At 42.3% G+C, this 18,918-nt stretch carries 21 protein-coding genes; 4 read left to right on the top strand and 17 right to left on the bottom strand.

Translation table 11 applies throughout. The features are described 5' to 3' along the window. Nucleotides 1–99: 99 nt before the first annotated feature. Nucleotides 100–1,125, bottom strand: coding sequence for a DUF2332 domain-containing protein (locus NYE23_RS05110; protein WP_341080601.1), 1,026 nt, complete (start codon nt 1,123–1,125; stop codon nt 100–102). A gap of 644 nt (nt 1,126–1,769) precedes the next feature. Here NYE23_RS05110 and NYE23_RS05105 point away from each other — a divergent pair. Continuing rightward, entirely contained in the window at nt 1,770–1,910 is a 141-nt protein-coding gene (locus NYE23_RS05105) for a hypothetical protein (protein WP_175609156.1), read from the top strand. 49 nt (nt 1,911–1,959) lie between these two features. On the opposite strand, the gene NYE23_RS05100 is transcribed toward NYE23_RS05105, so the two are convergent. From NYE23_RS05100 to NYE23_RS05045, 12 genes are all read right to left on the bottom strand, one after another. Continuing rightward, entirely contained in the window at nt 1,960–2,520 is a 561-nt protein-coding gene (locus tag NYE23_RS05100) for a GNAT family N-acetyltransferase (RefSeq protein ID WP_341075953.1), read from the bottom strand. Then, nucleotides 2,517–3,284 carry a class I SAM-dependent methyltransferase gene (locus NYE23_RS05095; protein WP_341075951.1) on the bottom strand — a complete coding sequence of 256 codons (768 nt, stop codon included), beginning with the start codon at nt 3,282–3,284 and terminating at the stop codon, nt 2,517–2,519. Before NYE23_RS05095 ends, NYE23_RS05100 begins: the two co-directional genes overlap by 4 nt. An 11-nt stretch (nt 3,285–3,295) precedes the next feature. Beyond that, nucleotides 3,296–3,754 (bottom strand): GNAT family N-acetyltransferase, encoded by a 459-nt coding sequence (locus tag NYE23_RS05090; protein WP_341075949.1) that lies wholly within the window; start codon nt 3,752–3,754, stop codon nt 3,296–3,298. 55 nt (nt 3,755–3,809) lie between these two features. Then, nucleotides 3,810–4,070, bottom strand: coding sequence for a hypothetical protein (locus NYE23_RS05085; protein ID WP_341075948.1), 261 nt, complete (start codon nt 4,068–4,070; stop codon nt 3,810–3,812). A gap of 76 nt (nt 4,071–4,146) precedes the next feature. After that, the gene (locus NYE23_RS05080; RefSeq protein ID WP_341075947.1) at nt 4,147–4,428 is read right to left on the bottom strand and encodes a hypothetical protein; all 282 of its coding nucleotides are present in this window, start codon (nt 4,426–4,428) and stop codon (nt 4,147–4,149) included. 13 nt (nt 4,429–4,441) lie between these two features. After that, nucleotides 4,442–4,585 carry a hypothetical protein gene (locus NYE23_RS05075; protein ID WP_341075946.1) on the bottom strand — a complete coding sequence of 48 codons (144 nt, stop codon included), beginning with the start codon at nt 4,583–4,585 and terminating at the stop codon, nt 4,442–4,444. 99 nt (nt 4,586–4,684) lie between these two features. Next, nucleotides 4,685–5,206 carry a DinB family protein gene (locus NYE23_RS05070; protein ID WP_341075944.1) on the bottom strand — a complete coding sequence of 174 codons (522 nt, stop codon included), beginning with the start codon at nt 5,204–5,206 and terminating at the stop codon, nt 4,685–4,687. A gap of 62 nt (nt 5,207–5,268) precedes the next feature. After that, a complete protein-coding gene (locus NYE23_RS05065) occupies nt 5,269–5,730 on the bottom strand; it encodes a GyrI-like domain-containing protein (protein WP_341075942.1) in 462 nt (153 codons plus the stop codon). Between the two features lie 14 nt (nt 5,731–5,744). Then, on the bottom strand, nt 5,745–6,905 hold the full coding sequence (locus NYE23_RS05060; RefSeq protein ID WP_341075941.1) for a pyridoxal-phosphate-dependent aminotransferase family protein: 1,161 nt from the start codon (nt 6,903–6,905) through the stop codon (nt 5,745–5,747). A 444-nt stretch (nt 6,906–7,349) separates the two neighbouring features. Then, nucleotides 7,350–7,715: a hypothetical protein gene (locus NYE23_RS05055; protein ID WP_341075939.1), complete on the bottom strand. Its 366-nt coding sequence runs from the start codon at nt 7,713–7,715 to the stop codon at nt 7,350–7,352. Between the two features lie 195 nt (nt 7,716–7,910). Beyond that, the gene (gene cysI, locus NYE23_RS05050) at nt 7,911–9,632 is read right to left on the bottom strand and encodes an assimilatory sulfite reductase (NADPH) hemoprotein subunit (RefSeq protein ID WP_341075938.1); all 1,722 of its coding nucleotides are present in this window, start codon (nt 9,630–9,632) and stop codon (nt 7,911–7,913) included. A gap of 25 nt (nt 9,633–9,657) precedes the next feature. Further along, a complete protein-coding gene (locus NYE23_RS05045) occupies nt 9,658–11,466 on the bottom strand; it encodes an assimilatory sulfite reductase (NADPH) flavoprotein subunit (protein WP_341080599.1) in 1,809 nt (602 codons plus the stop codon). Between the two features lie 196 nt (nt 11,467–11,662). Between NYE23_RS05045 and NYE23_RS05040 the strand changes: the two genes are divergently transcribed. Beyond that, on the top strand, nt 11,663–12,553 hold the full coding sequence (locus tag NYE23_RS05040) for a LysR family transcriptional regulator (RefSeq protein WP_341075937.1): 891 nt from the start codon (nt 11,663–11,665) through the stop codon (nt 12,551–12,553). 524 nt (nt 12,554–13,077) lie between these two features. Further along, nucleotides 13,078–13,287 carry a hypothetical protein gene (locus tag NYE23_RS05035; protein WP_035329519.1) on the top strand — a complete coding sequence of 70 codons (210 nt, stop codon included), beginning with the start codon at nt 13,078–13,080 and terminating at the stop codon, nt 13,285–13,287. Nucleotides 13,288–13,332: 45 nt separating this feature from the next. Here the strand turns inward: NYE23_RS05035 and NYE23_RS05030 are convergent, their stop codons facing one another. After that, nucleotides 13,333–14,511 carry a M20 family metallopeptidase gene (locus NYE23_RS05030; protein ID WP_341075936.1) on the bottom strand — a complete coding sequence of 393 codons (1,179 nt, stop codon included), beginning with the start codon at nt 14,509–14,511 and terminating at the stop codon, nt 13,333–13,335. Between the two features lie 84 nt (nt 14,512–14,595). After that, the gene (locus NYE23_RS05025; RefSeq protein ID WP_341075934.1) at nt 14,596–15,111 is read right to left on the bottom strand and encodes a YbaK/EbsC family protein; all 516 of its coding nucleotides are present in this window, start codon (nt 15,109–15,111) and stop codon (nt 14,596–14,598) included. Between the two features lie 196 nt (nt 15,112–15,307). Between NYE23_RS05025 and NYE23_RS05020 the strand changes: the two genes are divergently transcribed. After that, nucleotides 15,308–16,423: an aromatic acid exporter family protein gene (locus tag NYE23_RS05020; protein ID WP_341075933.1), complete on the top strand. Its 1,116-nt coding sequence runs from the start codon at nt 15,308–15,310 to the stop codon at nt 16,421–16,423. Between the two features lie 34 nt (nt 16,424–16,457). Here the strand turns inward: NYE23_RS05020 and NYE23_RS05015 are convergent, their stop codons facing one another. Further along, the gene (locus NYE23_RS05015) at nt 16,458–17,519 is read right to left on the bottom strand and encodes an SDR family NAD(P)-dependent oxidoreductase (RefSeq protein ID WP_341075931.1); all 1,062 of its coding nucleotides are present in this window, start codon (nt 17,517–17,519) and stop codon (nt 16,458–16,460) included. 133 nt (nt 17,520–17,652) lie between these two features. Further along, complete coding sequence (locus tag NYE23_RS05010) at nt 17,653–18,420, bottom strand: hypothetical protein (RefSeq protein ID WP_341075929.1); 768 nt, start codon at nt 18,418–18,420, stop codon at nt 17,653–17,655. Between the last annotated feature and the right edge of the window lie 498 nt (nt 18,421–18,918).

Here is an 18,918-nt window from a genome sequence, read left to right as displayed (position 1 = left end):
ATATCTGTTAATAGGTTAAAACAATATATACTTACCTAGATAAGTATAACAGATGATGTCAAGTTTCAAAATTTTCGGAGAGCGAAAGATTAATGAAATCTAATTCAAATCCCAGGTAAACCACTTGCCATGCCCTTCTGTTTGGCCGACGGATTTCTTGTATTCTTTAGAATCCAGATAATAATCAAGATGCAGATTCCGGTCCTGGATATTGTTATAAATATGAAAAATGTCCCTCATGCGTCCGCTTGCTTTTATTTTTGCAAGCAGCTTCTCTTTAACATCGGGAGGCATTTGATTGGCCACATGTGTGTGGAATACACAGATTGAATGCTCATCAGGTATACGTTCAATCAGACCTGGCAATAACTCAACACCATCTCCTTCAATCAGGCTGATTGAATTTTTCTTTACACATTGGGCAGCTTTTTCGAATAGAGTTCTTCTCTCCTCATGTTCAGGCCAGATAAGTGATTTCAGCCACAAAAAATCTTCCCCGATATTCAAGTCATTTATATGAAGATCAATGCCAATTCTTGAAGCAACCGGCGGCATTTCTTCAGGAAAAACCGGGACTTGGCTCCCCTTGATTTCAGAGGATAAATGAACGTTCATGTTTGGATTCCCGTATGTTTCTCCTGTTCCATAAGAGTAGCTGTATTGATCCCAAAGAAGCTGCAGGCCGGCGCTAGTCCCTATCTCAATCAGGGCCAGCGGCTTTTTGGTTTGCTGGTAAATATAAGCGAATACCGGGTACAGGTAAGCACAGCGCCTTACTTCATTCGTCTGAACTATTCTTGTTTGTATTATCTCTTTAATTTCTTGTGAATACAGCCTGCAGAAATCTTTAAAGCTTTGGAAGGAATCTTGAAGGTTTCTTGGATCCTCCACTATACTTGGATAGAATTCCTTAAGTACATGCTCTTTCCCTTGTAACAGCAGATAATGAATGGCCCCAAAAAACAAATTTGGCACAGGCTGGCCGTCTCTCGCCTCAGATGCCAAAACCAGCAATTCCTCATCCTCTTCAATTTTATTAGATAAAAATTCATAAAGATTACTCGAACCGCGGCATTCATATTGTCCAAATGTCTTGAATTTCGATGATAGGTTAGGTATTAACATTTTCATCCCCTCCGAAACGAACGTAAGTATCTGTGTTCCAATGCTTTGAACCTGTTTTTCTCTTACCGGTCCATCCGGCTTTTTGAAGCTCCCGCGCAATTTACAGGTTAAAAAACCGTGTCCCGCGAGAACAGCAGAATGATGTTCTTTTGCAATTGAGATTAATAATAGTGATGCTTGCTTTGCCCGCAGCTTTGCATCCCAGTATGATTCAAATCCTTGTGAATAGCCACATATCCTAAGTAATCTTAATACTAGTGCCCAGGTATTGGGCCTTAATTTCAATCCAGGCAAATTACTTGCAGGAATGGGCAATCCAGCTTCTCGGAATAATGGATCTGCTTGTATCTTTGCGAAGGGATTTATGCATTTAGCGGACTCGATAGACCTTTTCAAATTACTTGTGAGTATGAAAGATGCTGAAAACCCTTTTTCCAGTGCATCCGAAGGACAAACCTCATCCTCAAGAATCCCTATACGGTTATACGTTTCAACCCATTTCTTAAATTCACGGCTATTCAGGCGGTGACCTGCTATATACCCTGACCTGCCATGTCTGATTAGTGTTATTTCCATATAAAAACCCAAAAATTTATATATTTTTATCCTTTATGGATAATTTAATTAACATGGAGGTGAAGACCATGCGGGAACAAGAATATCCAAACGTAAAGCTTGGCGGCAAAAAGGTGCATGAAAAAGGAAATGGCGGAGACCAGGTGCGGGGGCATGAAAAGGAAAATAAAAACGGCACATTTAATACAAATCCTAAATCTGATCTATAACCAAAATAACGGGACACCCCCCATATTAAATGGCGGGTGTCTTCGAAGATTATTTATGCCCAATCCTTTTTCTCATGATGTAATGGAAAAACGGTTCTCCATCAATCTCTATTTCGCCAGTAAGCTTGAAACCGCATTTTTGCAGAACTTTATTGGAACTGGTGTTGCTGGTCAATGCAACAGCATTTAGTGTTTCAAGAGCCGTTTTTTCAAAAAGAAAACCTATTAGCCCTTTTGCAGCAAGGGTAGAATAGCCTTTATTCCGGCAGTGCTTTGAGATGGCATAGCCAATTTCCCTGTTCGGTTCCGGCAATTCATCCTTTATACCTGTATTGCAAAAGCCAATAAACTCTCCAGTTTCCTTTAGAAAGATTCCCAGATTCAAAAATCCGGCATCCTTCAGTTCTGGCATCAAGGCCTTGAATTTTTCATTCGCCGGAATTTCATAATTCTTCATCCAGTTCACCCGCTGCTCCAGAGTAGCCTGTGCACCTGGAATAAACTCATAAACTTCCGGCTGGGAAGTAATTTCATAGAGTGCCTGGACATCCTCCATCCTGTATTCCCTTAGAATTACTTCACCACAATCAATTATGATTTCTTTCTTCATTTTTTTATCTCCACATGCTTTAGCTTTCTGCATTTAATAATAAAAGCAGCGGGTATAGCTCTTGCCTTTTCATAGGAATACCATCGATTGGCATGCCGCTGAACATCTTCCTCAGTAAGGCTGACATCTTCAATTACCCTTTCAATCAAAAACCCGTTTTCAATTAATAAATTGATATATGTACTTAATTTATATTGCTGCATAATGGCAGGCTGGTTCCATGCTATGTGCTGATAGGGGCCTTCTTCATGATAGGATTTATCCATCATTAATTCTCCATTTTCAGCCTTAATCCGGTTATACATTGGATGCTCCCAGCTGAAAATAAACACCCCGCCTGATTTAAGGTAGGAATGAACGTTTTTCAGCGTCTTTTCTAAATTCGTGGTCCAGCCAATCGCATAAATGGAAAAAACGGCATCGAAATAATCAGCTGGGATTCCGGGATTTTGTTCCATCGGAGATTCAAACAGCTCTACCAGCGATGAAGAATTTATTAGAAGTTCCTTCGCGGATTGGATTTGCCTGGGAGACAAATCCAATCCCCATAATTCACCTGCTCCCCGCTGGTCCAAATATTTTAGGGAATGACCGCTGCCGCACCCAATCTCCAGCATCTTTAAGCTGCGCACATCTCCGAACAATTTAAGGTCATCTTCAGTTGGCGCTAACGGTCCATATTCAGGCAGCGGATTGCGCCCATAAAACCTTTTAGCCGCTTCGTCCCAGCTTTTCTTATTTAATTCCAGTGTTTCATTAATCATAAATAACTCCTTTATACCGAAAAATAGTAAACCTCTTCCTCTCCCCATATCTCACCGGCGGGGGAAAATCCAAAGTTTTTATAAAGTTTCCTTGCGTGTTGATTATCTTTATGAACCGTTAAGCGGATTTCCTCACATTTTGGAAATTTAGTTTTTATCCAGCTGATCATCCCGCCTAATGCTGCACGGCCATAGCCCCTGCCCTGATACTTCTGATCAATAAAAAAACCGTTTATCCAATACATACTAACTGTATCCGGCTCATAGGCATGCATGATGAAACCAATCATTTTATCATTGTCATATATTGAGAATGGGATATACTCTACTGCATCCCCATCCGGTTTAATATATACCTTTGCAAGTGAAACAGCCGCTGAGGGAACGAAATCACGCTGTGATTCTTTTACCTTCATCTGTATGGCTTCTTCCCAGTTGTCTCTTGTGACGGGTTTTAACTCAATGTTCATTGTTTCAGCTCCTCTTACAATTTCCTGTTTTTCTCACCAGACTGAATAATGATGCTTACATAAGCGGCCTCTCCATTTTCAACGTGATTTTTGATTTTTGACACATCGATCTCTCTTTCTCAATCCGGACAACCTTAGCTTCGTTAGGGAGCAATTTAACGTTACTTGGTTTACCGCTGTTCATCAGTGAAAGCATCTTTACATCCTCTTCAAATAAATATCTGTCATATAAGCCGATTGTAAAAGAAACTTCCTCATTGCTGTAATTTTCAAATGGCAGTTCACAAGTTCCCTGCAAAGTATCTTCACCAATCATTACAAACTTACATTGACTTTCATCTTTTATATAGGAAACGGCATTGATGCCATTTGCCAGCGTTTTTTGATAAGCCTCAGCCAGAGAAGGAGGAAGAAGGGAAACGATGATGATAACGGCAAAAAATGATCACAAATGATATTTTTAGTGAACGATGAAGCAAGACCATACCCAGCACAAGTAAAAGGAGAATAAAAATCCCTATATAATGAATTCCGTCCGCTGAATTAATTGGAATATTTAATATCATAACCCCTGCTTCACCTAGTCGATTTTCATGCGGAAAAGGAAAGTTCAAAGCCATGGAAATAAAGATTAAGACAATGGATGTCATAAAGAGCTTTTTATTTTTAATCAAGGCAGATCCTCCTTTACTTCTTTTCTGAGGATCCAAACGATGCCCCAAAAGCAACTCCCTTAGCAATGCCCAAAGCCCAATTTTCAAAAAGAATCCCAAAAACGAATCCCAGAGACAGACCAAATCCCATTCCGCTTCCTGAAAAACCCCAATTCATTTTTCTCATCCATTAAACAGCCTTTAAATGTTTTCCCTTATATACGAACAAAAGGAAGTTAAGTTTCATATTTATGGAAAAAGGCAGACGGTTATCTTATCACCTCTGGGCTGCCAGCTGTCTTTTTATCACCCGGATTTGCCCGCGATGGCTGATTTCATCCTCCATAACGTGATACCAGAACCAATAGTTATTGAAAGGGACTCCATTGCTCCACTTACCTTCTTCGTATAGCCAGCTATCCTGCTTGGATGCTAAGAGTTTCAACGTTTTCTCTCTAATCGCTGACAGTTCATCCAAGTAAAATCCAAGTGGATGATTATTAAATTCATTCCTTGCTTTCTCACCCAGTTCATACGCCGCGGACCATTTCGAAAATTCTTCATCGTTAAGATCTCTATTTTCAAAAGCAATGATTTGGTGAACATATTCAACAAAAGCAATATGCTTCAGAAGGGATCCTATTGAATTACCGTTTTCATCGGGAAGAAAATCCAGCTCATTCTGTGTCAAGCCAGCAACATCTTTAAGAGTCACAGACCTGGTATGTTCGAGCATTGAAACAAGGTCTCCTATTTTATCATCGTATCCCTTCACATGTTTAATCCGATAATCTATCACGTTTAAATTCTCCATTCTTCTTTTTTCAGGGAAAAGACTGCCGGGAAGGCAGTCTTTTAACCTTATGCTATCGTATCCAGCAGCTCTATATCTAAATCCTCAATACTTTCCCAGCTGTAATGGATTTCTATGTGCCACTTATTTTTCAGCCGTTTGTAACCCTTTTCTTCAATCCAGCTGTGCAATTCCCTATAGGAATTCCCAATCTCATCATTAGATCCTTTGTGCCGGATAGAAGCATATTTTTGCGGCGGAATTTCTAATGAGCTCATACCATTAGGAATACTAATAAATTCCTTCACCTCAATGCCAATCCAATACCCGTCTTCTTCAGGAGAGTCTTCCTCCACTTTGAAGGCACCAACAAGGCGATCTGAATTTACAGCTCCCTTAATTTCTGTTAGGCGTTCCGATAATAGGTGAATAGCCTGCGGAATTTCAGCTGGATACTGATCCGGCGGGCATAAGACGCGGATCCCTATTAGTTTTAATTCTCCAAATTCTATCTCAGTCAAATCAGGCATCTTTTCTCTCCTTATTAAGCAACAGGCAGTGCCAGTTCTCTAAACCTATCAGCTGCTTTTTGGATATCTGCCTCAAATCCCAATTCGTTCATTGTTTCACCGATTAGCACAATTGCTTTTTCCAGCATGGCCTCAGTCGTATTCCCCATATGGCCGATTCGGAATGCTTTCCCTGCCAGATGGGCCAGAGCTCCGGCAACAATGACACCTTTTTTCGCAAGAGATGCCCGGAACTCCGAATCGTCCAGTCCCTTTGGATATAAAATGCAGCTGAGAGTTGCTGCAGCGGCATTTTCATCAGCAATTGCCTTCATACCATATTCAGCAAGTGCAGCCCGGACAGCTTTACCAAATGCTTCATGGCGCTTATAACGATTTTCCATTCCTTCTGCTAACACCAGTCTCATTCCCTCATCATAGGCATAGATCAGATTCACAGGTGGTGTGGCAAAGTATTTTTGCGGGTCATGCATAATGGGAATCCAATTATAGATATCGCAATAGTAGGCAGGAACTCGCTCCATTTGTTCACGGGCAGCCAATGCTGTCTCATTGAATGCCACAACAGCAAGTCCTGGCGGGACACCGATCGCCTTCTGTGAGCCTGTTAAAACGACATCAATTTTCCCTTCGCCATATGACTTGCTCATATCCTCTTCCATCGCAGCCGTCGCACAGACTCCATCCAGAATGACAAGTGCCCCGTGCTTTTTAATGATTGGCACTAGGGAATCCAGATCAGCCGCAACACCTGTAGACGTATCAGCATGGGTAATCGTCACAGCTTTATAGGGTTGGGACGCAAGTTTTTCCTCAACGGCTGCCGGGTCCACCTGCTTTCCCCATTCGGACTGAATAATATCTGCCTCAATTCCGAATGCCTTGGCTAAATGCAAGAACCGATCACCGAAATAGCCCTGGCTTATAATCAATAGCCGTTCTCCTGCTGCTACCGTGTTCACCAGAGCCATTTCCATTGCAATCGTTCCGGAGCCGGAAATGACAAACACCTCTCCATCCGCCTTCAGCATCTCCCTCGTTTTCTCAATCGCTCTTTTATAAACAGCAGCAAACCTTGGATCCGTATGCCCCCGTGTCTCCTGTGACATCGCGTTATAAATTGAATCCACAACAGGCGTCGGCCCCGGAATCAAAAGCATTTCCTCGTTTGGCATGATAAATCCTCCTTTGGTAGGTGTAGATATCTAAATGTTTCGACATTTCATTTTAAAAACCTTTATTCTTATCATCAATTGATATTAATTCATATTTTCTGCCCTTATATCCTCCGGTGTGGGGTAGTTCCATAGAGTTGAGTATTCGTGTAGCAACAGTAATAGATTCTATTTGAAGAAAACTCCGAAGTTCTCTGTTTGTTATGCTGGTTCCAAATATCAAACTAAAATCTTTAATGGCATTAATGTGGGCCGCTTTATAATTTCTCCTGCATGCTTTACAATGCCATGTTCGCTTTACCTTTTCATAGGCATAAGATTGCAGTTAGGACAAAATACACCTGTTGCGATATCTTCCTTAATTATGTAAGATGAATCTGATTTAACAGCTGCCTTCTTTAAGAGTCGGATTGATTTCTTAAGTTGTTTTTCAGAGATTTGATTTTAAGAGATATTTGTTTCAATTTGTATTATTTTCGATGGCAATACTACTTTGTGGATGACTTTTTGACTGAGGTTTACATTAGGGGGAATTGATTTAATTCCAGTATGAGGATTTGTGATTACTACTTTTAAAAAAATAGGTAACTGTCCAAGACCATTATCCTTTAGTTGGTTTTCCTGACGATTCACTTGAAAAATGGGACATGGAAAAACACTTTCTTCTCCATCCTTATTGCGAAATAGCTGATGAGGTGGCAGCCTGCGAAGAAGAGCTTCCAATTTGAGAATCACAAGAGGGATTTCACGCTGTTTTACAATCATTTTTTCACTCCAATCTATAATTATCTTGTTTAGATTTCTACTCATTGAGGAAAATCCCTTCTTTTTATTCATTATGATGGATTTATTTTCGGATAAGTATTTTTACTTGCTGATAAGGACTTTTTTCTTTCTTATAGATGAATTTACTTTCGAACTAGTCCATTTTATTTTCGTTTAGCTCTCGTTTATCGAACTTGAGAAGAAAAAAAGACAGGGCCCCAGCCCCATCTTTCCTCTACCTCAATCATGAAAATTAGTCCCATCCGTTGTCGCTTCAATAATCCCCGCTCGGATCACGAAGTCGCCAAAATGCTCGCCGTCGTGACGTTCGCGCGCGTAGCGAGGCAGGATGACGCGCAGCTCGTTCAGGATTTCTTCTTCCCCGATATTTTCGCGGTACATTTTGCTGAGGCGGCTTCCGTCAAAGGCTGCTCCGAGATACATATTGTACTTGCCGACCGCCTTGCCGATAAAGCCGATTTCTCCGAGTGCGTGACGTGCGCAGCCGTTCGGGCAGCCAGTCATGCGGATCGTAATTTCTTCATTCCGCAAGCCTGCCTCATCGGCGATTTCATCAATTTTATCGATCAATCCAGGCAAATAGCGCTCAGCCTCAGCCATCGCCAACCCGCAGGTCGGCAGGGCCACACAGGCCATGGATCCGCGGCGCAGTGCACTGAAGCGGCTTCCGTCTGTTAAGCCATATTTTTCAATCAGCGACTCAATCACAGCCTTATCTTCATCAGCCACACTGCCGATAATCAGGTTCTGATTGGCAGTCAGCCTGAAATCGCCTTCATGAACCTTGGCGATCTCCCGCAGTGCGGTTTTCAATTTATACCCGTCGAAGTCTGCCACACGGCCTCCTTCTATGAACATCGTAAAATGCCATTTTCCGCGGACACCCTTTACCCATCCATAGCGGTCACCGTTGGAATCAAACTTGAATCCGCGGGCTTCCTCCAGTTTCCAGCCTAATCGGTTCTCGAGCTCTTCTATAACAGTCTCCAGGCCTAGGCGGTCAACCGTATATTTAAAACGGGCATTTTTCCGGACGGAGCGGTTTCCGTAATCGCGCTGAATCGTAATGGTCTTTTCAGCCACTTCATAGATCTTATCTGGCGTCACAAAGCCGAAGACCTTCGAAAGCTGCGGGTATGTGGCTTTATCTCCATGAGAGAAGCCCATTCCGCCGCCAATTGCCACGTTAAATCCAGCCAGCTTGCCATCTTCGACTATCGCTATAAAGCCTAGATCCTGTGAAAAGACATCGATATCATTGGAAGGCGGTACAGCGATCCCAATCTTAAATTTTCTCGGCAAATAAAGCGGGCCATACATCGGCTCAATCTCTTCATCCACTTCTGGAGTGCCGGCTACTTTTTCTTCATCCAGCCAAATTTCATGATAGGCACGTGTGCGGGGCAGAAGATCGTCACTTAGCATCTTCGCCAGCTCATACACTTCCTCATGAATCTCAGATTGATCGGGATTGGAGATGCACATGACATTCCGGTTCACATCTCCGCATGCCGCGATCGTATCAAGCATCGTCGAATGAATGGCCTGGATTGTCTTTTTCATATTCCATTTCAGGATTCCATGCATCTGGAAGGTCTGGCGTGTTGTTAATTTGAGAGTGCCGTTGCCATACTTCTCAGCCAAGTCATCCACGACAAGCCATTGCTCCGGTGTGGCGACCCCTCCGGGAAGACGCAGGCGGAGCATAAACTGATAAGCCGGCTCAAGCTTCTGCTTCTGGCGTTCATTCCGGAGATCCCGGTCATCCTGCAGATAGCTGCCGTGGTGCTTCATTAATCTGTTATCATCATCCGGGATCCCGGCGCTGATCCGGTCCTGCATGACTTCCGCCAGCGTTCCGCGCAAAAAGTTGCTTCGATCCTTAATTCCCTCAACATCACTCGGAGGTCCGTCCGGTGCTTTTAAATTTGGATTTACCATGCTGAAAAACTCCTTTCCTTCCAAATCAATATACGTCGCGCTGGTAGCGTTTATTTTTCTGCATATCGGCCAGGTATTCCACAGCCTGTTCACGGCTCAAACCGCCTTCTTTTTCAATAATATCTATGAGTGTGTTATGGACATCATGCGCCATGTTTTTCTCATCACCACAGATGTACACAGCCGCACCTTCCTCGAGCCACTGGAATAGCTCCCTGCTATTTTCCTGCATTCTATTCTGAACATAAACCTTTTCATCATCATCCCTGGAAAAAGCAACGTCCAGCTTTGACAAGACTCCATCCTTGAGCCACTTTTGCCATTCAGTCTGATAAAGAAAATCTGTTACAAAATGCTGGTCGCCGAAGAATAGCCATGATTTCCCTTCCGCGCCGTTTTCTTCACGCTCCTGCATAAAAGATCGGAATGGTGCAATTCCGGTTCCGGGACCAACCATAATGATTGGTGTTTCCGGGTTTTCAGGCAGTTTAAAGTTTTCATTATGCTGAATAAATACTGGCAATGTATCGCCAGGCTGGAGACGCTCCGCACAAAGAATCGAACAGACCCCTTTGCGTTCACGGCCATGGGCGTCATAGCGGACCGCACCGATAGTTAAGTGTACTTCATCAGGATTTGCCTCAAAGCTGCTTGAAATAGAATATAGACGCGCAGGCATCTTGCGCAGTATAGAGATAAACTCCTGTGCCGAACTGTTCCATGGCTTAAAATCACGGACTAAATCAATTAAATCGCGGCCATCGATATAGGATTTCAGTTGATTGCTGTCTGTGGCAAGCTGGTGCAGCTCTTCATTACCAGACAGCTTTGCAGCCTTTTCTACAAGCGGTTTGGTCAGGACAGTGATCTCAAAGTGAGCCGTAAGTGCTTGTTTTAATGTAACAGCTCCATCCTTCACTCTTACTGATTCCTCGGGATCCCAGTTCATCTCAGCTAAAAGCAGGCCAACCAATTCAGGATCATTTTCCGGATATACCCCAAGACTGTCACCAGGCTGATATGTCAGTCCCGAACCCTCTAACGAAATCTCAAGATGGCGTGTTTCTTTATTGGAGCCGCGGCCATTGAGATTAATATTCTCAAGCACTTCTGCCCTGAATGGATTCGACCGGGAATAGACAGACTCTGCAGGTGCATCAGTTGAAACTGAAGCTGCTGAAGGAGAAGGATTGCTGCTTACCCCTTCGCTCAAGCCGGCTAATACGGCTTTCGTCCACTCGGACGCCGGTTCGTCAAAATCAAGATCACAGTCTACCCTCGGCGTTATTCTCGTTCCGCCAAGCTCCTCGAGACGTTTATCAAAATCCTTCCCAGTCTGGCAGAAAAATTCATATGAGCTGTCGCCAAGAGCCAAAACTGAGTAACGGAAGTCTTCCAGTTTTGGAGCCCTTTTTCCGTGAACAAATTCATGGAATGTCAAAGCGTTGTCCGGCGGGTCTCCCTCACCATGAGTACTGACGACAATTAACAGATTTTTGACCTTTTTAAGGTTATTGGGCTTAAAATCGCTCATGGCAGAGACGTTTACTTGAAAACCTCTCTCCTCAAGCGTTTTCCCGGCTTTTTTTGCCAGATTCTGCGCATTCCCGGTCTGAGACCCAAATAAAATGGTCACTTCTTTTGGAATGGCCGGCGCCGCTGCCGGTGCGGGACGTTCTTCCACTGCCGGGGCAGCCTGCAATGATGAGGTCTGTATCGCGGCAAGATAACCGCTAAGCCATAGGGATTGTGTCTCTGTCAAAGTCGGGAGAAGACGATTCAGGAGCTCTGTCTGCTCCTGGTTAAACGGACTGTTCATTACCTGAAGTTGCAACATGATCCACCTCGCAAACCAGCAGAATAGGGCTGGTTTATTCTTATTTCTTTAATATTCTTCTTTTCCTATAAAAAAAGTCGGGTTTATAATTAAAAAAATATATATCTAATACTTTACCGAATGATTTAGCATTAGTAAAATAAATATTAATTATCATAACTATTAATATTATTAATTACAAAAGGGTGATATTTTGCATTATGATGCGTTAAGAACATTCGTCACCTTGGCTGAAGTGAAAAACTTTACAAAGACGGCAGAGCTCCTTCTCATGTCTCAGCCCAGTGTCAGCCTCCATATCAAAAATCTGGAGAAGGAATTTCAGACAAAACTCTTTCAGCGTTCTCCAAAATACTTGAAGATTACGCCCAGCGGTGAAATATTATATGACAGGGCCAAGCAGATGATTACCATTTACGAGCAAACCAGGCAGGAAATTTTAGATCAGCAGCATACTATTAAAGGGGATCTGAAAATTGCGGCCAGTTTCACAATAGGGGAATACATCCTGCCTCCCATTCTCCTTAATTTGCAGAATGAATATCCTGAACTGAATCTCCAGATCACTATTGCCAACACGGAGGAAGTTGTCCAGTCCACACGCTCCCATCATGTCGATATCGGCTTAATTGAGGGCCAGACAAATGAAAAAGAGCTTATCGTGACTCCCTTTTTAGAGGATGAATTATTTATTGTGACCTCCAACGAGCATCCCTTGGCACAAAAAGAAGAAGCAACCATTGCCGACCTCCAGGATCAGGCTTGGATCATGAGGGAAAACGGGTCAGGAACCAGGGAGTATTTTAACCATGTGGTCAGATCAAATGGGCTTAAGGTGAAATCACTCCTGACAATCTCAAGCAACCAGGGAATAAAAGAAACACTCATCAATGGGCTGGGAATGAGCATTCTTTCCGGAAGCGTAGTTGCAAGGGACGTAAAACAAAACAACCTGTCTATCATCAAGGTGAAAAATCAGGAATTCAAACGCACTCTGTCCCATGTACTTTCTCCCATTATGCAGGAAAAAAGAAATGTCAGCATTTTTATCGAAGCTCTCAGCGAAAAATGGCATCATAAATAATGACGCTGAGTCGGTAGTTACCTCGGGTTCAGACTCAAAAATGGAAAAAGTCTGGTCGCTGTGTCCGAAGTTGCTTCAGGTTCAGACTCAACATTGGAAAGACTTGGTCGCTGTGTCCGAAGTTGCTTCAGGTTCGTACTCAACATTAGAAAAACCCGGTCGCTGTGTCCGAAGTTGCTCCAGGTTCAGACTCAACATTAGAAAAGCCTGGTCGCTGTGTCCGAAGTTGCTTCAGGTTCAGACTCAACATTAGAAAAGCCTGGTCGCTGTGTCCGAAGTTGCTCCAGGTTCAGACTCAACATTGGAAAAACCCGGTCGCTGTGTCCGAAGTTGCTCCAGATTCAGACTCAACATTGGAAAAACCCGGTCGCTGTGTCCGAAGGTACTCCAGGTTCAGACTCAAAAAAAAGTAAGACAAGCTTTTTTTCACACTAGTCCCACTTTATTCATATACTATATTGTCAACGTGTATAAAAACTGTCCATTTTATTCAAAATAAGGAAAAAATGGCTGAGGTGAAAAAAATGGGATTATTGAATGCCTTTAATGAATGGCGCGAAATGAGATATCAGAATCATGTCAATCGCATGAAGGAAGAAAACAAGTGTCCGGACTGTTACGGCAGGGGTTTTTCACTTTATCCGGGGAACGAATTCGCTTATCACGCTAACCAATTTGACTGTCAGGGCTGCAATGGAACCGGACTATATTCAGAATGGAATAGTTTATCATAATAGAGAGGCCATGATCCTTTTGCGGATCATGGCCTTATTTTGAACTTATGCTAATGCCTTATTCGACTCAAATTCTTCTTTGACCCTTTTTAAAAGCTCCTTATTTGTTAACACTTCATACCCTGTAAGTGCCATTGCCTTTGCTCCAAGGATCATGGCTTCTCTGGCCTTCTCACTCATAGCAGCTTCGCGGAATTCATGTGTATGGCAGGCATAAGCCTCATTTGTAATTTTAATATAAGGATGAATGGAAGGTGTCGCCTGGCTGACATTCCCCATGTCCAAAGAACCTGAGCCATCCTTCTGCTCCATTATTTCCTCCTCATTCACACCTAGGGAAATCAGTTCCTTATTAAATGCTTCTGATAAAGGGCTGTTCGTAACCATATCATCATATGAGAATTCATAAAATGACCACTTCATTTCGGCACCCGTCTGCAGAGCCGCCCCTTCAGCACATTTTTTGACCTTTTCTACAAGTTCATTTACATACTCACGTTTGGCTGCACGAACATAAAATTGCGCAACTGCATAATCCGGAACAACATTTGCAGCCTTGCCCCCTTCCGTAATAATACCGTGTATTCGGGCATCAGGTTTGATATGCTGGCGCAAAGCATTTATGCTGTTGAACGTTTGCAGAACAGCATCCAGCGCATTTATTCCCAAATGCGGGCTGGCAGCTGCGTGTGCTGACTTTCCAAAAAACTCAAACTGAATCGCATCCATCGCCAGTGATGAACCGCTTTTCACATAATTGTCGAGGGGATGAACCATAATTGCTGCATCCAAAGCGTCAAAAATACCCGCTTCGGCCATTGTCACCTTGCCGCCCTTTGTCTCCTCTGCAGGCGTGCCAAAGACAATGACTTTTCCTCCCGTTTCATGAATCACTTTGCTCAAACCTATTCCGGCAGCAATTCCCATTGTCCCAATAAGATTATGGCCGCATGCATGCCCAACTTCAGGCAGTGCATCATATTCAGACATATATCCGATTACAGGCCCTTCTTTCCCGCTGTCATAGGTCGCCGTAAAAGCAGTCGGCAGGCCGCATGTGCCAATTTCCACGGAGAATCCATGCTTCTTGAGCTCCTCTGTCAAAACTTTGCATGCCTTGTACTCTTCATGCCCCAGTTCAGGATTCTCGCCTATGTATGTGCTTATTCTATAAAAATCAGCTTGAAGATCATCGATTTGTTTAATAATCAGATTTTTTTCCATATATCTGCTCTCCTAATCCGTCAATCTATATATTTATTCATATATAATCATAATAATACATTATTTAATTATTTTGCAGAACGATTATTTCGTTATTTTCTCCAAAGGCCGTTCAACGATCAGTGCATCTTCCCAGTCCTTGCAGACATCCACCCAGGCTTTGGCATCTGAATATGTATTAATTTCAGCAGGAGTCAGTTCAATGGCAGAATTGCTGCTTCCGCATGCAGGGAAAAGTGTTTCGAATCTGTTCATAGATTCATCCAGATAGACTTCCAGGTCATTCTTCAGTCCAAATGGACATACTCCGCCAACAGCATGGCCGGTCTGTTCGAGAACTTCCTCCGCTGAAAGCATGCGGGCTTTAAATCCAAACGTTTTCCGGAACTTCTTGTTGTCAATTTTCGCGTCACCTGCTGCCACCACAAGAATTGCTTCATCCCCATCACCCCTGAAGGAAAGCGTTTTGGCAATTTGTGCAGGGCAGACACCGATTGTTTCAGCAGCCTGTTCCACTGTTGCGCTTGAAGAATCAAACTCCATTACATCCTGTTCCCGGTCCCATTTCTTAAAATGGGCTTTCACACTTTCAATTGACACTCAAACTCACCCTTCCCTTTGTTAAAATCTTATATATATTCATTATCTATACTATATAGTTGTCTATTTTAACATACTATCAGAGCCTGTCACCGGGATAATTCTATTTTATCAGAAGATTTGCATTTGCTCTTATTGGTCCCTTGCACTAATATAAAATTTATATTAAAAACACAGATTTAAAGAAGGATTTTTTATGAAACAGACTATTCCATATAAATTTATAGGAGGACGAATTGCCAAAACCGGACTGGCTGTTTTTATTACAGCTTTTATTTGCCATATGCTGAATTGGCCAGCCATGTTTGCTGTGATTACGGCCATCGTAACGATTGAGCCCACTGTTGCGGACTCCATCCGGAAAGCATATGTCAGGTTTCCGGCGGCTGCCATTGGTGCGGGATTTGCTGTATTATTTACGTTCATTTTCGGTGACAGCCCGTATAGTTATGCTTCCGTATCGCTTGCAACAATCATCGTCTGCCATAAGCTTAAGCTTCATGATGGAATGCTGGTGGCTACATTGACCGGTGTTGCTATGATCTCAACGGTACATGATCATTATCTGTCCTCTTTTTTCATTCGATTGGGGACTACCACTACAGGAATTGTCGTTTCTACAGCAGTAAACTTTTTTGTCATGCCGCCCAATTACTCAAAATCGATCATGAAAAATATCCACGCCCTTTACAGACGATCCGGTGATATTTTACTTAAAAGAGGCCTTGAGATTTTTAGATCACAGGAAGCTGATGGCACTATACGTTCTGATTTCCAAGGACTTATTAAAGATATCGATAAAACGGAAACTTTATGCCATTATCAAAAAGCTGAATATAGATATCACCGATTCAGCCGTGAAGATATGCGGGACTTTCATTATGAATATAAAAAACTGACTATTTTAAGGCAGATCACCTATCACGCCGGTAACTTGATCTTCCTGCCGCCTGGCAGGCTGGACCTTGAGAAAAGCAGGAAAAAGTTCGCCTTGTCAGTTCTTGAGGATCTAAAAGACAGTCTGTATGATCCCGGCTTTCTTATTACAGAAAGCCAGCGTAAAAAAATCAGCCAGGTAACACAGTGGTTTATTGAGCAAAAACAACTGGACCCTGCGGGCGGTTTAAAACCGCGCACACAACACCATGTCCAGCCTGGGACAGCCATTCTCTATGAAATTCTCTCCATCCATGACTTAATTGAGGAATTGAATCAAATTCAGAATATGGAAATTAAACACCGTAAGCTTTTAAAAGCCCCCCTTGAAGCAGGTGCCCAAAAAGGCGGGAAACAGGCAGGAATGAATAAATGAAGACCGGGAATTCAAATCCCCGGTCTTTTTCTCGTCAGGAAGATATACTCGCTTTATCGAGCAAATATCCTGCTATTATTCTCGTTAATACCTCACGATCCATCTGCAGCATGGGAATCCCGGCAGCTGCAAGCAGATTTTCCGTATTTTCTGACGGAAAATCAATGGTCCTTTGGAAATAACTGTGGAAAATGCTCATTGATTCATGAAAGGCCTTTTCCTCATTTGTCATTTCTGCAGAGGATCCAGGGACACACATCTTCAATTGCGGAAAATCCAATACCTCTTTTACTATTTCATATATGTCTGATTGCAGAGGCGGGTTAGGGTTTGTAATATTGTATATCGCGCCATTTACTCCATGAATTAAGGCGGCATCCAGTGTATCAATAACATAATTCACCGGCACAAAATTCTGGGCCACATCAGGATCCAGATAGATTCTGCAGGTTTGGCCGTCTTGTTTTCTAATTGCCCGTTTTTTTAAAATCTTGATGCCTTTTAGAAATCCATATAAGCCAAAATTCGTATCAGCTTCACCTGTTCTGGAATCACCGATGATAATCCCCGGACGGAGGATAACAATATCCAGTTTATCCCGGAAGGTATATACTAGGTGTTCTGCCACACATTTAGAAGCTTCATACGGATTTACAAATTGCCTTTCCGCTGAGTAAAGAGCTTCCGCCCCCACATTCTCTGTCCCAACCGTATAGGCGGTACTGATATATAAGACCTTAGGACAATTTATTTCCAAAGCAAGCTTCAGGACATTTTCTGTTCCGCCCACATTCACTTCAAAAGTCATATCCCGATCTCTTTCATCGAATGATAGAAGTGCTGCACTATGGTATAAAGCATCTACCTTTCCTTTTAATGAACCCGCAAGTTCTCTATTTATTCCGAGATGCTCCTCTGTAACATCGCCTTCCAATATATGAATCTGCTTGGAAAAGCCGCTTCCTTCGCCCTGCATAAAGGCGTCCAGCCGCTTTCTGCTTCTGACTAATAAATAAAGTTCATGCCCCTCTTCCAAAAGCTTCAATGCAAGCTTTTTCCCTAAAAAACCATTTGCACCTGTAATAAGTATTTTCAAAAAAGAATCACAGCCTTTCTATCTGACATCCCTTTAAAAACTTTAGCGGGAAATTCATTTAAAAGCAATGGAAATACATTCACCCTAAATAGGTTCATACAAGCAGAAGCGCCCGGATTTCCCAGGCGCCTTTTTAGGATAAGTATTTTTGTTTTCCCTCTTTCTTTTCATCCCTGTCACAGACATCCTGAAAAGGACAGGCTGGACACTCATTCATATTATACAAATCAGAAAACTGCTTTGTGTCTTCGAGAAGCGTCTTCATCATCTGCAGATAGTTTAATCCCGCTTCAAGGCTATCTTTACTTGGATTGAATACGTGCCTCTCACCATCCATTAATGTCACGACTTCAATTCTGGCCGGCCTTATTCCAAATACCTTTTCTGAAAAAACCACTGTTAGATGGCAATAAAGCTCAAGCATTTGCTTGTCAGCATCCACCAGGAATTTCTTCACATTAAAAGAATCCTGCTGCCATTCCGCCACATCAAAAGTTAAAGAAAGATCTGCATTCAGCTCTTTTAGATTTATTTTAAACTTTTCATACAAAAACAGCGGCTGATCGATTTCAGATTCACTGCTTAAGTTTCTCATTAAACCATCTGTAACTGCTGCTGCAGCCATATAATATTGGAGCTGGGAATCAAACATGCGCAGCTCCAGCCTTCCCCAATATTGATCGATCAGCATCATAACATTTGCAGGTGTCCGATGGCTTTGAGGCAGTTGAAAATACGATGAAGCGACTTTATTGATAATATGCTGAATGGCCTGACGCCAGCCAAGGGGATGTTTTTTCTTTTCAATATGTGTGTAATAAAATCTATAAGGACACCGGATAAAGTCCGTTAAATTCTGGTCAGTCATTGTGCGGACGGATACTTGAGGGCTATTAATCAATTCTTCGCCTCCTTAAAATCTAAACTATGTATGAAAACGATTATCAATTATCATATTTTAATTGATAATGATTATCAAAATCAACATATTTTGAAAAAATAAATAAAAAAACACCTCCAGTTTGATAAGGGATTCCGATTAGGGAGGGAAAACCTTAAATCACACCCAAATTACCATCCGTAATAGCAGTGTAAATAACACTGTATTTAACACAAAAAACCCAGACCTAAATGGCTCTGGGTTTTTTGTGGTATTAACTTCTTATTTAGTTAAAGCCCCCGTTAATTGAAGTTTTATTTAATTATTTTGTTGCTTTTTCATATACATCTCTTTTAGTACATCTGGTCCAATTTATTTATTAGTTCATCTACTCATTTGTCGCTTGTAAAGTCATCTGTTCCGTCTTTTTCCTTTCCCAAATAAGCGGCGGTCATCATTTCAATGCTTTATTCGCTATAAGGGCTAGCGTCGGAAAATACAGATTTACTACGTAAAGGA

Origin of the sequence: Cytobacillus sp. FSL H8-0458, assembly GCF_038002165.1 — a bacterium.
GTDB lineage: Bacteria > Bacillota > Bacilli > Bacillales > Cytobacillaceae > Cytobacillus.
Note: the sequence above shows the minus strand (reverse complement) of the source record. Positions and strands in the feature narration are given on the sequence as shown.